This is a genomic window from Micromonospora sp. 4G55, assembly GCF_016803375.1.
The window spans coordinates 1-16,420 of sequence record NZ_JAEVHN010000077.1; the positions used below are offsets into that span (position 1 = coordinate 1).

Here is a 16,420-nt window from a genome sequence, read left to right on the forward strand (position 1 = left end):
CCCGCGTCGTGCACGGACTTGGCGAGCCGGGTCCGGCCGAGACCGACGACGCACAGGTCCTCGACGAACACCGCTTGGTTGTCGCGGATGATCGCCGTGGAGAGTTTGTGCTGCCAGTCTCGCCGGGTGTCGGCCACTCGCGCATGAGCGCGGGCGACCTTCACGACGGCCTTCTTGCGGTTCTGGCTGCCACGCTGTTTGCGGGACAGGTCTTGCTGCAACCGCTTGAGCTTGCGGGCCGCGCGGCGCAGGAACTTCGGGGCGGCCACCTTCGTGCCGTCCGAGAAGACCGCGAAGTGGGTCAGGCCCAAGTCGATGCCGATCTCGGAGTCCGCGACCGGAAGCGGCTCGTCGGTGCTCTGCACGACGAACGAGGCGAAGTACCGCCCGGCCGCGTCCCGGATCACCGTCACCGACGACGGGTCCGACGGGAGGTTGCGTGACCAGCGCACCTCGACGTCGCCGATCTTCGGCAACCTGAGTCGGCCGTTGTCCAGGACCTTGAACCGGGCGTTGGCGGTGAACCGGATCGCCTGCCGGTTGTCCTTGCGTGAGCGGAACCGCGGCGGTGCCACCTTGCGGCCCTTGCGCTTGCCCGAGATCGAGGCGAAGAAGTTGCGGTACGCCACGTTCAGATCCGCGAGGGCCTGCTGCAACACGACCGAGGACACCTCGCCCAGCCACGCCCGTTGCGGGGTCAGCTTGGCCGCGGTGACCCGCTTGGACAGCTCGGCGTCCGACAGATACGGCAGACCCTCGAGCCGGGCTTGCTGCCGTGCCCGCAGCCCGTCGTTGAACACCACCCGGGCGCACCCGAACGACCGGGCCAGCGCGTCCTGCTGACTCGGCGTCGGGTAGACCCGGTAGTTGTAACGGAGCTGCACCCGTGCACCGTACCATTGGTTTATGGCCGAACTCGAAGGCATCCGCACTGGTAGACACTGCGTGTTCGCTCTGCATGCTCACTTGGTCTTCGTGACGAAGTTCCGGCACAAGGTGTTCGGCGACGCGCACCTCGCCCGAATGCAGGAGATCATGCGGGCGGTGTGCGCCGACTTCGAAACCGAGCTGGTCGAGTTCAACGGCGAGAACAACCACGTCCACCTGCTCGTCAACTTCCCGCCCAAGGTCGCCCTGGCGAAACTGGTCAACAGCCTCAAGGGCGTGTCCAGCCGGCGACTCCGGCAGGAGTTCCCCGACCTACGGCGGCACTACTACCGGGCCAACAAGCTCTGGACGGGTTCCTACTTCGCAGGCTCCGCCGGCGGCGCACCGCTAAGCGTCGTGCGTCAGTACATCGAGCAGCAGAACCGCCCGGTCTAAGGCACTGCTCGGGCCTTGGCGGCCCTCCCAGCGCGGGCCTTCACCCCCGCCCTGAAGCTGAAGGGCGCAGCACTGGCCCGCACCCCGGTAGCTGCCGGCCCCCCTCGTCGGGGCTCTCGCGCCGCTCGTCGTCGTACTCCTCCCGCAGCGCGACGCCGTGCCCGACGGTGGGCGCGACGCCCCGCGGTGACGGGACGTCCCCACCACCGGCCTCCCGCTCGCCCGCGCCGACCTCGACCAGCTCGCGCTCGCGTTGGGTGACCGCCAGATCCCGGGCGCGTTCACCGCTGCCGTCGACCGTGGGCTCCCACTCGGCGAGCAGCGCCGGGTCCGGTCGGCGCATCGTGCGGAACTCCATCAGGTAGGCGACCGCGAGGGCGACCCCGCCGACGACGAGTGGCAGCACCATCGCCCGGTCGGCGACCACGTTCGCGTCCGCCCCCGCCGCTGTCGCCGACAGCCCCGGGGCTACCCGGATGACGTAGTCGGAGGAGAGGGCCATGCCCTGGCCCGCGATCGCCACCACCAGGCCGACGGCCATCGGCCGCAGACCCGCGCGGATCGCCACCGGGATGAGCACCGCGCCGATCAGCGGCACCGCCGGGGTCGGCCAGAAGAACAGCGAGATGAAGTACGTGACGACCACCAGCGTCCAGAACGCCAGGTGGGCGTTGCGCATCACGCCCCGGAACGGGGCGACCATCTTCCGGTCCGCGCCGATCGCCTGCAACGAGTGCAGCATCGCCGTCACCAGCGCGGTGATCAGGAAGATGTTGAACAGGTTCGTCGCCGCCACGAGGCTGGCGTTGAACACCGCGGCGAGCCCGCGGATGACGCTGTGGGAGAAGACGAGCGCGGTCGCGAACGTCGCGACCACGGCCGGGACGACGATGTTCTTCCGGGCGATCATCGTCGCGATGATGACGACAACGCCGGCGAGATAGACCCAGTGGGCCGCCGTTAGCTGCATCTGCCACCTCACTGCCTCTTGCAGGGAGTTGATTGCCCGTCAGCGTCCGGGTGTGGCGAGGCCAGCGTCTATCACCGATGTGCACAGGCAGGCGATCGAAGATTGTGCAGGGTGCCGTAGCATCACCCGACGATCACGGCGCAGTCTCGAACGGTATGTGACCTGCGCATACGATCGGAAGGACGGGATGTGCGCGACACCCGGCCGCGGGTTGCAGCCGCCAAGCAGTGGGTCGCCACGCCTCCCGGCGTGGACGCCCCGCGTCAGCGCAAGCGGGCTGGGCTCGGCGTACTGCTGACCCTGCTCGGTGCGACGCTGCTCGGCACCGTCATCAACAACGTGCTCAACGTGCCGCTGCGGGACATCACCGCCGACCTCGGCGTCTCGTTGTCGTCCGGGGTGCTTGTGGTGAGCAGCTTCGTCCTGGTCCTCGCCGCCGGCATGGCGTTGAGCGGATGGGTGGGTGACCGGTTCGGACGACGCCGGACCGTCATCGCGTCCCTGGCGCTGATGGCGCTCGCCATGGTGGGTGCGGCGCTGGCCCCGTCGCTGCCCGTCCTCGTCGCGATGCGTGCCCTGCAGGGCATGGCATGCGCGGCCTACCCACCGGCGGTCATGGGCCTGCTCGCCACCATCTACGGGCCGAGCAGGCGGGCCCGCACGATGAGCGCGTGGGCGGCCGCCAACGGCATCGGACAGGCGATGGGCCCCCCGCTGGGCGGTCTGCTGGCCGATTTCGCCGGCTGGCGCGCGATCTTCTGGTGCCTCGCGCCGGTGGCCGTGGTCCTGCTGGTCGCCACGGTCCTGGTGGTGCCGGACGATCGCGGGCACGCCACCCCGTTGCACTGGCCGGGCGCGGTGTCGTTGACGCTCGGCGCCGCGTTGCTGATGACCGCCGCCACCGCCGTCCCGCAGCACGTGGTGCCGCCCTGGCTCACCGTCACACTCGCCGTGGCGGGCGTCGGACTGGTCGCGGTCTTCGTCATCACCTCCGCCACCACGGCGGCGCCCATCATCCGGCCCCGCCTCATCGTCGAATCGCGGTTCCTGCGTAGCGCGGTCGCCGCGGCCGCCCAGATGTTCTGTCTCGCCGCCACGCTCGTCGCGGTTCCGCTGTACGTCACGGGGACGCTCGGGCGCGCCACCGCCGTCACCGGCCTGCTGGTGCTCGCCCTGCCCGCCGCCATGGCGGTGCTGGCCCCCGTGGTCGGCCTGCTCGGCGAGCGGACTCGCCCCCGCTGGATCCTGCGTACCGGCTTGGTCGTGCTCGGCGCGGCCGAGCTGCTACTGGGGCTGCACACGGGCACCGCCGCCCGCGGCGTTGTGCCGCTCGTCGCGCTGCTCGTCTCGGTGGGCATCGGCGTCGCCTTCGTCCAGACACCCTCCGCCGCCGGGGTGACCCGGTCACCCGCCGGCGGATCGGGAGCGGCCCTCGGACTGTTCAACATGATGCGCTTCGGCGGGTCGGCGCTGGGCGCGGCCTGGGTGGCGGTCGTCTATCCGCACGGCGATCTGCTGCTGCTCTTCGCCGGGTGCACGACGATCGCCCTCATCGGGCTGGTGGTCAGCTTCATCGGTCCCGACCCGTCCCCGCTCGAGGCCGACCCGGCGTCGACGGCCACTACGCCGGGCTGAGATCGCGGTCGACGGCCGTCACCGTCTCGGCGAGCAGGTGGAGCTTGTAGGCCAGCCACACCGCGAACTGGTGCTCGGCCTCTCGCAGGTCAAGTTGCAGTAGCCGGGAGGCGCGGTCGAGCTTGTAGAGCATCGTGTTGCGGTGGACGTGCAGCTGCCGCGCGGCGGCGTTGAGGTTCCCGCCGGATGCGACGTAGGCCATGACCGCCTGCTCCAGGTCGCTCCCGCCAGCGCGGGAGCCGCGCAGCGGGGCCAGCATGTCCCGGGCGAAGGCACGCCCCTGCGGGCTCTCCGCGAGCTCCACCAGGGTGGCGAACACCCGCAGGTCCTGAAAACCGCATACCTGGTCCATGCCGAGACGGTTGCGGATCCCGAGCGCGATACGCGCCTCCCGGTAGCTGTCGAGGATGCGGCCGGCGCCGCCGACGCAGCGCCCGTACGCCACGGCCACCCGGCGGTGGGTCCGGCGTTCCAACTCCTGGTGCAGGGCGCGCGCGAAGTCCGCCAGCGCCCTGTCCTGCGCGTCCGGGGAGTCCCGGCGGCCCGCCGGGTCGACCTGCCGGACCACGGCGAGCACGTCGCCGACGACCGTCGTCAGGGTGTGCGCGTTCGGCCGGGCGTCGAGGCGGGCGGCGTGCCCGGCCAGCTGGAACAGGGCGGTCGGGGAGTCGGGGCTGCCGACCGAGCCGAGCCCGTTCGCGACGACCACGCCGTAGGTCGCCCCGACCGGGAAGTCGTAGTGGGCTGCCCGGGCTTCGAGCTCATGCTGGGTGGAGAACCGGCCGTGCAGCAGCGCGTGGACGAAGTCGCCCCGCGCCCGCTCCTCGGCCTGCTCGACGCTGCGCAGGCGCAGCATCTCGGTGCCGACGATGGTGGCGGCCTGCTCGACGACCACGCGGTGCTGCGCGATGTCGTGCGGGCTGGGTGGATCAGCGGATTCGACAATGACCACCCAGCCGTCGTGGCGACCGCCGAGCAGGATCGGATTGAGCACACACGTCGCGCTGATCCCGTCGATCAGCAGCGTCCGAACCTGCGGCCCGGCGTGCGGCTGATCCGGGGCGAGGGCCGCTGGTCCCGCCGCGGCGCTGCGATCTGATGACGCGCCGTCGGCGGCCCTGCCGCAGGCATCCTCGCGCAGCGCGTCCGCGACCGCCGCCGCCTCGAACACGCGGTCGCGGCTGCGTTCGAATGCCAGGACCCGGTATTGCGGGTCGAGGATCGCGGCCGCGCACCCGGACAGCCGGGCCATCTGGTGCCCGAGCGCGGCCAACCCGGCCCCGCGGTACAGCAACTCGACCAGCGAGCGGTGCACCGTCAGGCCGTAGCGCAGGACGTGGGTGTCCCGGGCCAGGACGAGTTCGGCCACCAGCTGACTGAGATGGCGGAACGACACGTGCGCACCGACGTGGATCACCGGCAGGTCGGCCGGCGGGTCAGGAAGGTCACCGGCGCCGCCGGCGACGACAACGGCCGTGGCGTTGCGCCGGCCGAGACCGGGCAGCAGTTCCGGCCGGATCTGGTTGGCCCGGGCATGCACGACAACTCCGGGCAGGGGATCGACGCCGGCTTGGACCTCATCCCACGGCAGACACCAGGTGACAGCGGTGTCGAGCATGTCGGCGGACGCCGCCGTCACCGCCGGGCGGAGCAACCGTTCCTGCAGCAGCCGGCCCACCGTCAGGTGCTGCGGGTCCGCGTCGCCGGGCGGGCCGTCGGGCGCCGCGGCCGAGGGGTCAGTCATGACAACTCCTTGGACAGGGTGCACAAGCTTCCCCCGCGGCATCGCGGCAGTCTAGCCATTGTTGGCGCTCTCCGCGCCCCGGCAGGCTGGTCACACGGACCGCCCGGTAGGGGCAGAGGAGGCACGGTGCACAGGATCTACCGAATCACGCTCGACGACGCACTCCCCATGCTCGCCGCAGCGCGAGCGAAGGCGGAGGAGATCGGAGTCAGGCAGACGATCTGCGTCTGCGACGACGGCGGCCATGCGCTCGCGCTGCACCGGATGCCCGGTGCCCGCCTCACCGGAGTCGAGATCGCGATGGCGAAGGCGTTCACCGCGGCCGGGCACGAGCGGGCGACCCACAAGTTCAACGAGCCGCCGAACGGCCCGGCGCTGCCGGGCAACGAGGCGTTCGGGATCAGCCACATGTACCCCGGGAAGTTCGCCATCTTCGTCGGCGGGTTCCCCATCGAGTACGACGGTCAGATCGTGGGCGCCGTCGGGGTCAGCGGCGGCAACGGCGAGCAGGACAAAGCGGTCGGCGCGGCCGCGCTGGAGGCGTTCGCCAAGCACGTGGCGGAACTGGGGCTCGGGGGGTAGCGCACCACGCGTCTCGCTGACGTGCCGCCGCCTGACCCGGCACGTCAGCGACGACGTGGGGGTCGAGCCGGCGCCGTTACGGGTGCCGGCGGGCCTCGGTGAGGACCAACGGGGCGTCGAGGACCACGACAGTCGCCGCGATCTCCGTGCTCGGGTCGTAGTCCTTGAGGACGACCCGTACCGCAAGTCCGATCTTGTCCCTGAACTCCTGGGCGAGCCGCCGCTTGCCCTCGTCCAGCAGCGCCACGTCCACCTCGCGGGTGATGTCGCGGCGCGCGGGATCCAGCGTCGCGAGCGCCTTGACGCGTTGGTGCTGGGCGAGGATGAGGATCCGGTCGTCCAGGAGGTCGACCCGCTGGCGGCTCACACCGACGCCGGCGATGCCCTGGTTCACGCTGTTGTACACGCGCAGGATCTCCTGCTTGAGTTCTCCGGGTGTCCGCGGCGGGGTACTGCCTGAGCGATCCATGGCGTGACTCTAGTGATCGTCGGACGGGCCGGTCGAGGTCTTGACACCCTCCTGCGAGCGCCGTTATATATCACAAACTTCTGAGGCGCTGTTCCTGTGGGTACGGGCCGACGAGGACGTCGTGATTCAGAGCCGACGAACGGTCGAGGGAGCTTCCGTCCGGAAGAGCCCGACAGCTGTCGCCGATGGCGGTTGGTGGTCTGCGCGAGTTCGCGCACATCGCCAAGTCCGAGCGGTGGCAGCTTTTGTGCTTCCGCCGCACCAGATTCAGTGCGTGTCGCACTGACGTCGACGGAAAGGCGGACAAAACGCGTGACGAACGAGGCAGTGTCACAGACCTGTTTGACGGTGGCCGACGTGGTCGCGGCCCTCGACGGGCTGACCGGTGGCCGGGTCACCAGCTCCGGCGGGGGCCGCAACCCGTGGGTGATCAGCAAGGACTCGGGAATACCGGGCAAGGCGGTGACCGAGCGGCCCGGCCTGGTCTGGGGAGCCTCCGACAAGCCGGTGCGGCGGCTCGCTGTCGCGATGACCATCACCGAGCACCACATCGAACTCGCCTATGCCAGCGGTGTGGACGCGATCGTGGCGCACCATCCGATCGCGGACGCGGCGAGCTCCGGCGGGGTTGCGCTCGCCGACTACCTCTCGCTGTACGGGATCGCAGTGCTGGAGTGCCACGAAGCCTTCCACGGACTGCACCCCGGCATGGCCCACCTCCACGGCCACCAGCCCTTCTACGTCAACCCCGCCTACGACGGGGTGCACGGGCTGGTGGTCATGGTCGGCCGGCCGCTGCCGGGCGTCACCACCGTCGGTGACGTGCTCGCCCGGCTCAACGCGGGCCTGGAACGGGCCCTGGACAAGCGCATCATCGACGGGGAACGAGCCATCCGCCAGTGCGCCGACCTGGTGGACAGCGCCACGGCCCCGGGGATGCGGGTGCTCGCGGGCACCCTCGACAATCCACTCGGCGAGGTCGTCCTGCACGCCTTCCCGCACACCGGGTTCGGTGAGAAGCAGCTCGCCCAGGTGCTCGCCGAGTACCCGGCCATCTCAACGGTCATCTTCAGCATCAGCGCGGCGGCCCCGGACTCGGCCGTCGTGGCGAGCGCGGCCGCGCGCGGACTCAACGTACTGGTGGGCAGCAGCCACGCCTCGGAGATTTTCGAAAACGGCCTCCCGCTGGCGTTCGGGCTGTCCGCACTGCTGCCGAACGTCGACGTCGTCCTGTTCAGGGACCGGGTCGTCTCGATCCCGATCAACAGCGTGGGCACCGGCGCGCTGCGCGAGTACGGGCAGTCGATGGCGCAGGAGCACCTGCTGCCCCTCGCCGAGGCCGTACGCGCTCGCGCCGCCGCGACGACGGTCGCGGCCACACCCCTCAGCAACTCCGAGCAAGCAAGCTAGGAGACAACCATGGACATGACGCCCGCGCAGTGGGTGTATTTGGCAGGTCTGGCTTCTCTGATCATCGTCATGGTCGCCCGGAAGAACGTCGTCGTTCCCGCCATCGCCGCGACCTTCCTCACCGCCGTGACCTTCACCGGCAGCGTGCCCGGGGGACTGTCGTCGGTGTTCCGCGCCAGCCTGGTGGCCGCCTCGGAGTTGTTCAACATCTTCCTCATCATCGCGCTCGTCACCGCGATGCTCGCCGCGCTGAAGGCCATCGGGGCCGAACACCGAATGGTCGCGCCGTTCCGTCGGCTGATGGTGAACGGGCCGATCGCCTACGTCGTCCTATTCGTCGTCACGTACGTCTTCGCGCTGTTCTTCTGGCCCACGCCGACACTCGCGTTGATCGCGGCGATCCTGCTCCCGGCCGCCATCCGAGCGGGCCTGTCCCCGATGGGTGGCGCGATCGCGATCGCCATCGCCGGACAGGGCATGGCACTGGCCTCCGACTACGTCATTGGTGTCGCGCCCAGCCTCTCGGCGAGCGGCGCCAACGTGTCCGCCGACCGGATCGCCGATCGGGCCCTGGTCCTGTCGTGGGTCGTCGGGATCGTCGCGCTGGCGATGAGCTACGTGATGACGGTTCGTCGCCGCCGGCCGAGCCTGGCGACGGCGGCCGAGCACAGCCCCGAGATGTCCGCGAGCATGCCGCGTCGCGCCGAACTTGCCACCGCGGGGGTCGCCGCAGGCGGCGGTTCGGGCGGCACCTCCGAGCAGCTCGGCCACGCCCTGGCGACGAAACAGCCACCGCGGGAGGCGCTGGAGGACGGGGGAGCGGCACCCATCGATGCCGTGCTCGACGACGATCCTGCCGATCAGCGAGGACAGGACTGGCGGGCCAAGCTGTTCGCCGTCCTGGTACCCGTCTCCTTCGGCGCGCTGCTCGTCTACATGCTGCTCGGCCGGTTCACCAACCTGGTGTCGGTCGACGACGGCGCCGGGGCCTCACTGGTCGGCGGCCTGGCGGCGCTGCTGCTCCTCGCCGTGGCGGTGACCAGCGACGGGGTCCGCTCCCTGGAGAGCTGCGCCGAGCACGTCGTCGACGGCCTCACTTTCGCGTTCAAGGCGATGGGCGTCGTCATCCCCATCGCCGGGTTCGTCTTCATCGGCATCTCGGACTTCTCAGGCCGCATCATGGGGCTGGCAGAGGACGCGACGGCGCCAGGATTCCTGTTCGACGCGATCGGCAGCGTCCAGGAGCACATCCCGAACAACCCGATCGTCATCATGTTCGCCGTCCTGCTCGCCGGCATGACGGTCGGGCTCGACGGATCGGGTTGGGCAGGGCTGCCGCTCACCGGCTCCCTCTCGGAGGCCCTCAGCCCTCACGCCGGAGTCGACACCGCCACTCTCGCCGCCATCGCCCAAAACGGCGCGTCGTGGACCGGAGGCGGCACCCTGGTCATCTGGTCGTCGCTGATCGCTGTTGCCACCTTCTGCGGGGTGTCCGTGGTCGACCTCGCCCGCAAGCTGTTCCTGCCCGTGGTCACGGGATTGGTCGTCAGTACGGTGGTCGCCGCGATCATCTGGTGAGGCTTCGAGTTACCCGAGCGGGACGACGCCGGCGCTGCTATCACGGGTGCACCGTGCGGCAGCGCCGGCATCACGACGATCACCGAAGCCTCAGGGAGGGGGCCTTCCCGTGGCGGCCCGTGTCAACCATCAACCGAGGCAGGACAGGCCGGCTGCCGGCGTGTCGGGCTCCACTTGATGTGTGACACATTGGTTCCACTTGACGCGTTACGGATTCCCCGCATGGTGGGCTGCCGCTGTTACATCGAGTTACTACCCAGCCGGGGGGACTCGACGGTCCGTCAGAGGCGCGCGGTCAGCGGCTGATCCGGATGCCGTGACCCCGGCCGGCGGTGAACTATGCCGGGACGAGTACCGTCCGGACGTGGGGCGTCGGATCTCGGGCAGCAGCCCTTCGTCTGCACGTGGGCACGTGACGGCAGAGATTGCCTCGCTCCGTCGGTGGACCCGTCTCTTACGGGGATATGAAGGTGTGCCCATGTGGCAACCTCCGCTTCCACCACGCGTTCCCGACACGTCCGTGCGTTCAATCGTGATCTTCTAGGCCCTGGCTCCAACATGAAGACTGTTGGGCCCGGCGCGCTATCCGTCGGCAGGAAGCAGCTGCGCGCCTGGCGCCGGCGGGGGCACTTCCGCGTCGATCGTCAGGAACAGATTCCGGGTCGCCGGGTCCTCCCCGACCCGAACCGCGGCGATCGGTACCTCGGCGACACCGTCCGCCAGCCGTGCCGGTTCCCCGTCTCGGATCTCACCGTCGAGGCGGCCCAGTAGCCGCAGACCCACACCGTCCGCCCGGGTCTCGACCACCTCGAACCGCCATCGCGGCACCGTTCGGCCCGCCGCGCGCGGCCCCGGCGCAGGTCGCGAGGCGTCTCGTCCGGTCCCGATCACGACGCTCACCAAAGCAGATCAATGCCGCTGGAAGCGGCTCAGGAACTCATCCACCAGGTGGGGCTTGGTGTCATCCATTCGGGTCCGAGTGCCCGACGTGAGGCCACCCGCCTGGCCGCCACATGTGTAGATCAGCGGGACCGGTGGCCGGTCCGGGTAGCGCAGCACGAACGAGTGCTGGTGGGTGTATCCGATCATGCGGCAGGCCTCGCCCATTGGCTCTGGGGCGGCATCGGGCCACCAGCCGCTGTGTCGCTGCTGCCAGTGCCGCCAGGACTGGTTGCGGTCGGGTAGTCGGTTGAGCAGGGCGACGAAGTCGGCCGCCCCGGCGTGCAGCACCCGCTGACGCGGCGGATCGGCAACCCTGCGGCCCGGGATATGCAGCGCCGTGGGCGTCGTGCATAGCAGAACCTCCGTTGCGCCGGGCGGCACCAGCGAACCATGGGCGTCGACGAACTGGCGCCGCTCCTCGATGACCGGGCAGTCGTCCGATCCGAGCGGGATCTCATACGGAGTGCCTGCCACGGCCGGCCAGGGCGACGCGGTGCGCCGGACCCAGGCGGTCGTGACCACACCCGCGGCCACCGCGACCACCGACACCACAACGACCACCGCCCAACGCCGGCGCGGCTCCACGTCGTCACTGGCCACCTCCAGCTCGGCGAATGCCAACGAGGCTAGCCTGCCGATCCAGGCAAAAGTGCAGCGGCAGATGACACGGACCGCCGCTCGGCTGAGCAGCGTTCAGCAGAAAACAGCGAGCGCATCGGCGGCCGGCGCGAACGTACATGGGGAACCTCAGAGGACCAGCGCCGACACTGCGCCCTCTAGAGAGCGACGACCATCAAGGGGCGGGACCGTTGGGGACGAAGGGGCCAGGCCCCGGCAGGCCAGTCGGCGCAGGGAGACCCAGCATCCGCACGACGCGCCACAGTGGATCGGTCGCCCCGATCCGGGTCAGTTCCGAATCACGGAAATTGGTTAGATTTCAGATCCTGTTCCCCGGCGGAGCCGATCCCGGTAGAGCCCGTAGAGCCATAGGTGCAGGCGTTCAGGGCAGGTAGATTCGTGACGTGGCGGACACCTGGTACCCCGGGCAGCAGACGTTGTGGCAGGAAGCCGAACACGCTGCCGCCAGGTTTATGCGGGCCATCGGTTTCAGGGACGCTGCTCTAACAAACCCGGGTGCAGACCGAGGCCTCGACGTTGTTGCGTCCGGCGCGGCGGCTCAAGTCAAAGCGCTCGCAACGCCTGTGGGGCGACCTGACGTCCAGCGTCTGCGCGGCGCGTCCTTCAACGTGCCCACGGTGCTGTTCTTCAGTCTGAACGGCTATACACCCGCTGCCATCGAATACGCCGATCAAGTTCGGATCGCGCTCTTCACGTTCGGCCCGGGCCTCGTGCCCTCTCCCGTCAACGACTTTGCGCAGCATCTGGCCCTTCTAGCCGCTCCTGCCGCTGGACCGAACACGTCGACGAGCATGGCCTTCGCTCCAGGGCTACGCAGAGCTGGATGGCGGGAGTGGAGCACGGCCGCCAAGATCGCCGCTGTACTCGTCACCCCGGCTGTCGTCACTATCGCTGGTCCCGTGCTGTTCGCCGTAGGCCGAGAGGCGACGCGACGGTCAGCGCAAGAAGGGAGCGCCTTCGACGGCGGTGTCGCTCAGCGACGAGCGATCGTCACGACCGCAGGAGTAGCCGGCACGATCATGCTGCTCTCGGTCGCAGTTCAGAACCTTGTTTGGGCCATCACGGGTGACGCACCAGCCGATGGATCACCCGGCTTCGGTGCGGTAGTCGGTGCCGGCGTTGGCCTCGCGATGGTCATTGCGCTGAACTTCGTAGCGCGTGCAGGGAAGCTGGCGTGGATTTGGGTTCCCCGAATGCTGTGGAATCCCCAACAGGAGACTGGCCCATCTGCGATGGGCTGAGCCGGCTGCCGGCCCGGATGCCCTCGCGAAGCGCGGGCGAGGTGGGGCGTTGACCGAGGACGAGGCGTACGACGGACCCTGGGATGGTCCAAGTCCGTGTGTGGTTGGTTAGCATGCCCGGCGATGATGTTTCTTCTTCGCTCCCTGCGGCTACGCCGGGCCGCCCGTAGGCATTTCGGCTGGCAGAAGCTGCGCCCCACCCAGCTGCGCGCGATGCGCACGCTACTGGCCGGCCGCGACGCGCTGGTCGTGCTGCCCACCGGGGGCGGGAAGTCTGCTGTGTATCAGGTCCCCGCCACGCTGCTGCGCGGCCCCACGGTGGTGATCTCACCGCTGCTGGCATTGCAGCAGGATCAGGTCGGCAATCTCAACGAGCGGGACGATCGGGCGTTGCGGGCGGTTCGGATTAGCTCAGCGGAGAGCCCGAGCAAGCAGGCGGCGGCGCTGGCCGAGTTGCGCTCGGGTGCTGCGAAGTTCCTGTTCATCACGCCGGAGCAGCTCAGTTCGCCGGAGCGGCTGGCCGAGGTCCGCGCGCTGCGTCCGGCGTTGGTGGCGGTTGACGAGGCGCACTGCATCTCGTCGTGGGGCCACGATTTCCGCCCTGACTACCTCACTCTCGGTCACCTTATCCGCGGCCTGGGCCGCCCGCCGGTCGTGGCGCTGACCGCCACGGCCTCGCCGCCGGTGCGCGAGGAAATCACCGCGCGGCTCGGCATGCGCAAGCCGCGGCTGGTTCTATCCGGATTAGACCGTCCGAACCTATTCGTCGCCGCCGTGCATTGTCCCAGCGAGGACTACCGCTGGCGGAGGCTGCTTACCCTGCTCAAGGAGGCCGACCCGCCCGGTATCGTGTACGTGCCGACCCGGCGTGCCGCCGAGGACCTCGCGCAACGGCTGTCCGACGCGGGTTATCCCGCGCAGGCTTACCACGGCGGCATGGCGGCCGGGGTGCGTCGTCGTCGTCACGAGGATTTCCTCGCCGACCGGGTGTCGATCATGGTTGCCACCTCGGCGTTCGGCATGGGCATCGACAAGCGAAACATCCGTTGGGTAGCACACGTGGCGTTGCCCGACTCACCGGACAGCTACCTCCAGGAGATCGGACGGGCAGGACGCGACGGTGAGTTCGCCCGGGCGTTGCTGCTCCACCGAGCCGAGGACATTGCCTTGCAACGCTTCTTCAACGGCGGCGCGCCTGAACTGGGAGAGCTGCGAGCCGTCGCAGCCGCCCTGCATCGCGGCCCGGTCACCCGCACCGCTCTGGCGAAGGTCACCGGCCTGAGCCAGCGCAAGGCCGCCAGCCACATCAGTCTGCTTGAGCAGGTCGGTGCGGTAGCGGCGGGGCCCAAGGGTGAGCTCAGCGTCGCTCGGTATGCGCCCTTGCCTGACCAGGCGGCTCGGGAGGCGCTGGCCGAGTACGCCCGCTATCAGGCCGGGCAGCGTTCGCGTACCGACATGATGCGCCGCTTTGCCGAGAGCTCGGGCTGCCGGATGCAGTCGCTGTTGGGCTACTTCGGAGAGCAGTTGAGCCGCCCCTGCGGGCACTGCGACAACTGCCACGGTGGCACCTCAGAGGTGCTCCCGGAAGACGGGCCGTACCCACTGCACAGCACCGTGCGGCACGCCAAATGGGGATCAGGCATGGTCCTCGGGTACGAAAAGGACCGCATGACCGTGCTCTTTGACGACGTAGGCTACAAGACCCTGTCAGTCTCCGTCGTGCAAGCGCAAGGCCTGCTGGCACTAGCCGCGGATGGCCGCTAGCCCCTTCGCCCGCCGCGCCGATGCACGACCATCAGTCTGGTGCGTCCTGTGTCGCGGTGCGGCGCATGGGCCGGGCCAATCGGCTCCTCGGGGTGTTCGCCACGGCCGGCCCCACCCATTGTCATGATCGTTATCTCATTAGGATCAAGGCGGCCGGCAAGCGGGCCGCGCCGGCTCGGCCTCGGCCTGCTGGCGACCTTCGGCCGGCATCGGCCGGGCCGGCCGGCCACGCTGAGGGGCCACCAGGACCACGAAGACCTCGGGGCTCCGCCCCGAACCCCGGCCCTCCTCAGAGATCGGCCAGGAGCGGTTCACCTCGCAGGGCACCACAAGGGCTACCAGCCTCCCCGGACGGGGCCAAGGTCGTACGTCCGGTGGGGCGCTCCACCTTGTCCCCGTCGGGGAGCTGGACGGTCTGCGACTGCCGACGAGGAGATCCTGACCGGCTGCGAGGGGGCGCCCTGTCCTAGCTTGGACCGCCTGACCGCTCTGCTCCTTCTTCAAGCGGCGTCGCCGACCCACGATCGTGCCGCAGCTCGGGATCAGCGTCGCTCGGGCTCCGGTCACTGTCACCGTCATCGATACCATTGACACTTGGGATTTGACGTGGCGGCATGCCGCGACGAGCCGCATTCTCCTGACGGCGGGCCTGCTCGGCTGTCGCGCGGCGAACCGCTTCCTCATGGCGGCGTGCCGCCTGGGTCGCCCGACGAGCCGCCTCTTCCCGGCTGTGCAGTTGGTGGGTCGCACGGCGAATCGCCTTCTCATGGCGCAGTGCCGCCTCGGCCGCCCGACGAGCCGCCTCCTCCTGGCTCTGCGCTTGTTGGACTGCGTGACGGACGGCCACCTCTTCCTCACGGACCCGCTCGTATGCTTCACGAGCTGCCCACGCCGATACGCCTGGATCGTCAGGCGTTGCTTCGATCCGCGCCAGTTCGACTGCGACCGGCCGGTCGTAGTCGCCCAAAGTCATAATTCCCCGATAGATTAGCGGCTTCTCAACTAGGCCAGTCACAGTGGGTGAGTTGGGAAGGACCACTACCTCTGGACTAGAGAAAGACATCCCAGGAAGAGGCGTGATAGCAATGCTTGTATCGAGCACGGCACTGAACTCGGCGACGGCCTCATCGCTCGAAATCCTCCGAACGGCAATCTCAACGTCACGTGGGTAGCCGTGTCCAACGATGACGCCCTCATCGGTCTCCAGTGGGAGCCCACAGGTGCGGGGATCGATATCATGATGCAAGATGGCGTCGAAGATGTTGTCGCCCAAATATTCTGCGACGGCTTCATCCCGCAGCTGGCTTTCCGCCGTACTTAGGTCGAAGTTGTCGCCGGATCCAAGCCTTGTGGCGAGTTCTAGTGCCAGCGCCTGTAAGGAAGGCATCCACCGCACACGTTCGGCACCCGCCGCGCGGAGTTCATCAACGAGCTGGGGATGCAATCCCGTCCCACTCTCGTCAGCAAAGTCTCTAGTGTTGTCTGTTACCCAAACGACTTCTCGCTCGGGATCTTCATTAGCAACCTTCATCAGGGTTAGCCAGTTTAACGTGTCCCTATAGCCGTTCCCGCTTTGGTCACAAGGCTTCCGCCGCTTGGTGGCTCGATTAACCATGTCCATGTGCGGCACGTCCGCCGGAGGAATAACTTCTACTCTTGCCGAGCGGAGGAGCCCATGAAGGCGGTCTTCATAAGCGGCTTTGAACGCGGAGATGTCGGTATGTGCAGTGCTGGCAATGGCAGATAGTCCTAGCGCTCCGGCATGCTTGCCAGACCAACGGTCGAGCCCTACAAGGGCTTCGTCAATACGACGTCCGAAGCCCGCGACCGCCTCTGCGATGACAACTTCGGTTACGCGAACATCCACGCTCCAAGCTGGCATGCGGTGCGCAAGGACACGCCAGGCAACCCCAGAGCACATGGGGTCCTTCACGAATACGGTGGCGTCCAAGAGAACGATCATTGGTCTGCCTCCTCCGCATTCACCGGGTCAGTCTACGGTGGGCTCTGGGTATCACGTCGTCCCTAGTACTCCAGCCGGGGATGTTGACCTCGGTTGAGCTGCGGTTCGGTGCGATGGGGGAACGAGGGCAGCCACCGTCGATCATGGACGGTTGTGTGGA

Annotated in this window: 13 protein-coding genes; 7 read left to right on the forward strand and 6 right to left on the reverse strand. The window is 68.7% G+C overall.

Features of this window, described 5'->3' with window-relative positions:
- Nucleotides 1–884 (reverse strand): transposase (locus JNW89_RS09720; protein WP_238448632.1); only part of this gene is annotated, 884 nt, incomplete at its 3' end.
- Between the two features lie 22 nt (nt 885–906).
- On the opposite strand from JNW89_RS09720, the gene tnpA reads away from it, so the two are divergent.
- Nucleotides 907–1,323 (forward strand): IS200/IS605 family transposase, encoded by a 417-nt coding sequence (gene tnpA, locus JNW89_RS09725; protein ID WP_238448633.1) that lies wholly within the window; start codon nt 907–909, stop codon nt 1,321–1,323.
- 40 nt (nt 1,324–1,363) lie between these two features.
- Here the strand turns inward: tnpA and JNW89_RS09730 are convergent, their stop codons facing one another.
- Nucleotides 1,364–2,293, reverse strand: a complete 930-nt coding sequence (locus tag JNW89_RS09730) for a hypothetical protein (protein ID WP_238448634.1) — start codon at nt 2,291–2,293, stop codon at nt 1,364–1,366.
- A gap of 189 nt (nt 2,294–2,482) precedes the next feature.
- On the opposite strand from JNW89_RS09730, the gene JNW89_RS09735 reads away from it, so the two are divergent.
- Entirely contained in the window at nt 2,483–3,928 is a 1,446-nt protein-coding gene (locus JNW89_RS09735; protein ID WP_238448635.1) for an MFS transporter, read from the forward strand.
- Here JNW89_RS09735 and JNW89_RS09740 read toward each other — a convergent pair.
- Nucleotides 3,915–5,672, reverse strand: a complete 1,758-nt coding sequence (locus JNW89_RS09740; protein WP_238448636.1) for a CdaR family transcriptional regulator — start codon at nt 5,670–5,672, stop codon at nt 3,915–3,917. The two genes, JNW89_RS09735 and JNW89_RS09740, sit on opposite strands and share 14 nt — an antisense overlap.
- Before the next feature lie 126 nt (nt 5,673–5,798).
- Here JNW89_RS09740 and JNW89_RS09745 point away from each other — a divergent pair, with 126 nt between their 5' ends.
- Nucleotides 5,799–6,254 carry a heme-binding protein gene (locus tag JNW89_RS09745; protein WP_238448637.1) on the forward strand — a complete coding sequence of 152 codons (456 nt, stop codon included), beginning with the start codon at nt 5,799–5,801 and terminating at the stop codon, nt 6,252–6,254.
- Nucleotides 6,255–6,330: 76 nt separating this feature from the next.
- Here JNW89_RS09745 and JNW89_RS09750 read toward each other — a convergent pair whose 3' ends face one another.
- Complete coding sequence (locus JNW89_RS09750; RefSeq protein ID WP_238448638.1) at nt 6,331–6,723, reverse strand: Na-translocating system protein MpsC family protein; 393 nt, start codon at nt 6,721–6,723, stop codon at nt 6,331–6,333.
- Between the two features lie 357 nt (nt 6,724–7,080).
- Here JNW89_RS09750 and JNW89_RS09755 point away from each other — a divergent pair, with 357 nt between their 5' ends.
- Entirely contained in the window at nt 7,081–8,133 is a 1,053-nt protein-coding gene (locus tag JNW89_RS09755) for a Nif3-like dinuclear metal center hexameric protein (RefSeq protein WP_238448639.1), read from the forward strand.
- 9 nt (nt 8,134–8,142) lie between these two features.
- Nucleotides 8,143–9,711, forward strand: a complete 1,569-nt coding sequence (locus tag JNW89_RS09760; RefSeq protein ID WP_238448640.1) for a hypothetical protein — start codon at nt 8,143–8,145, stop codon at nt 9,709–9,711.
- Between the two features lie 909 nt (nt 9,712–10,620).
- Here JNW89_RS09760 and JNW89_RS09765 read toward each other — a convergent pair.
- Nucleotides 10,621–11,274 carry a hypothetical protein gene (locus JNW89_RS09765; protein ID WP_238448641.1) on the reverse strand — a complete coding sequence of 218 codons (654 nt, stop codon included), beginning with the start codon at nt 11,272–11,274 and terminating at the stop codon, nt 10,621–10,623.
- 401 nt (nt 11,275–11,675) lie between these two features.
- Between JNW89_RS09765 and JNW89_RS09770 the strand changes: the two genes are divergently transcribed.
- Together JNW89_RS09770 and JNW89_RS09775 are read left to right on the forward strand one after the other, a co-directional pair.
- Entirely contained in the window at nt 11,676–12,533 is an 858-nt protein-coding gene (locus JNW89_RS09770; RefSeq protein ID WP_238448642.1) for a restriction endonuclease, read from the forward strand.
- A gap of 123 nt (nt 12,534–12,656) precedes the next feature.
- The gene (locus tag JNW89_RS09775) at nt 12,657–14,297 is read left to right on the forward strand and encodes an ATP-dependent DNA helicase RecQ (protein WP_238448643.1); all 1,641 of its coding nucleotides are present in this window, start codon (nt 12,657–12,659) and stop codon (nt 14,295–14,297) included.
- Between the two features lie 466 nt (nt 14,298–14,763).
- Here JNW89_RS09775 and JNW89_RS09780 read toward each other — a convergent pair whose 3' ends face one another.
- A complete protein-coding gene (locus JNW89_RS09780; RefSeq protein WP_238448644.1) occupies nt 14,764–16,260 on the reverse strand; it encodes a PIN domain-containing protein in 1,497 nt (498 codons plus the stop codon).
- Nucleotides 16,261–16,420 lie beyond the last annotated feature (160 nt).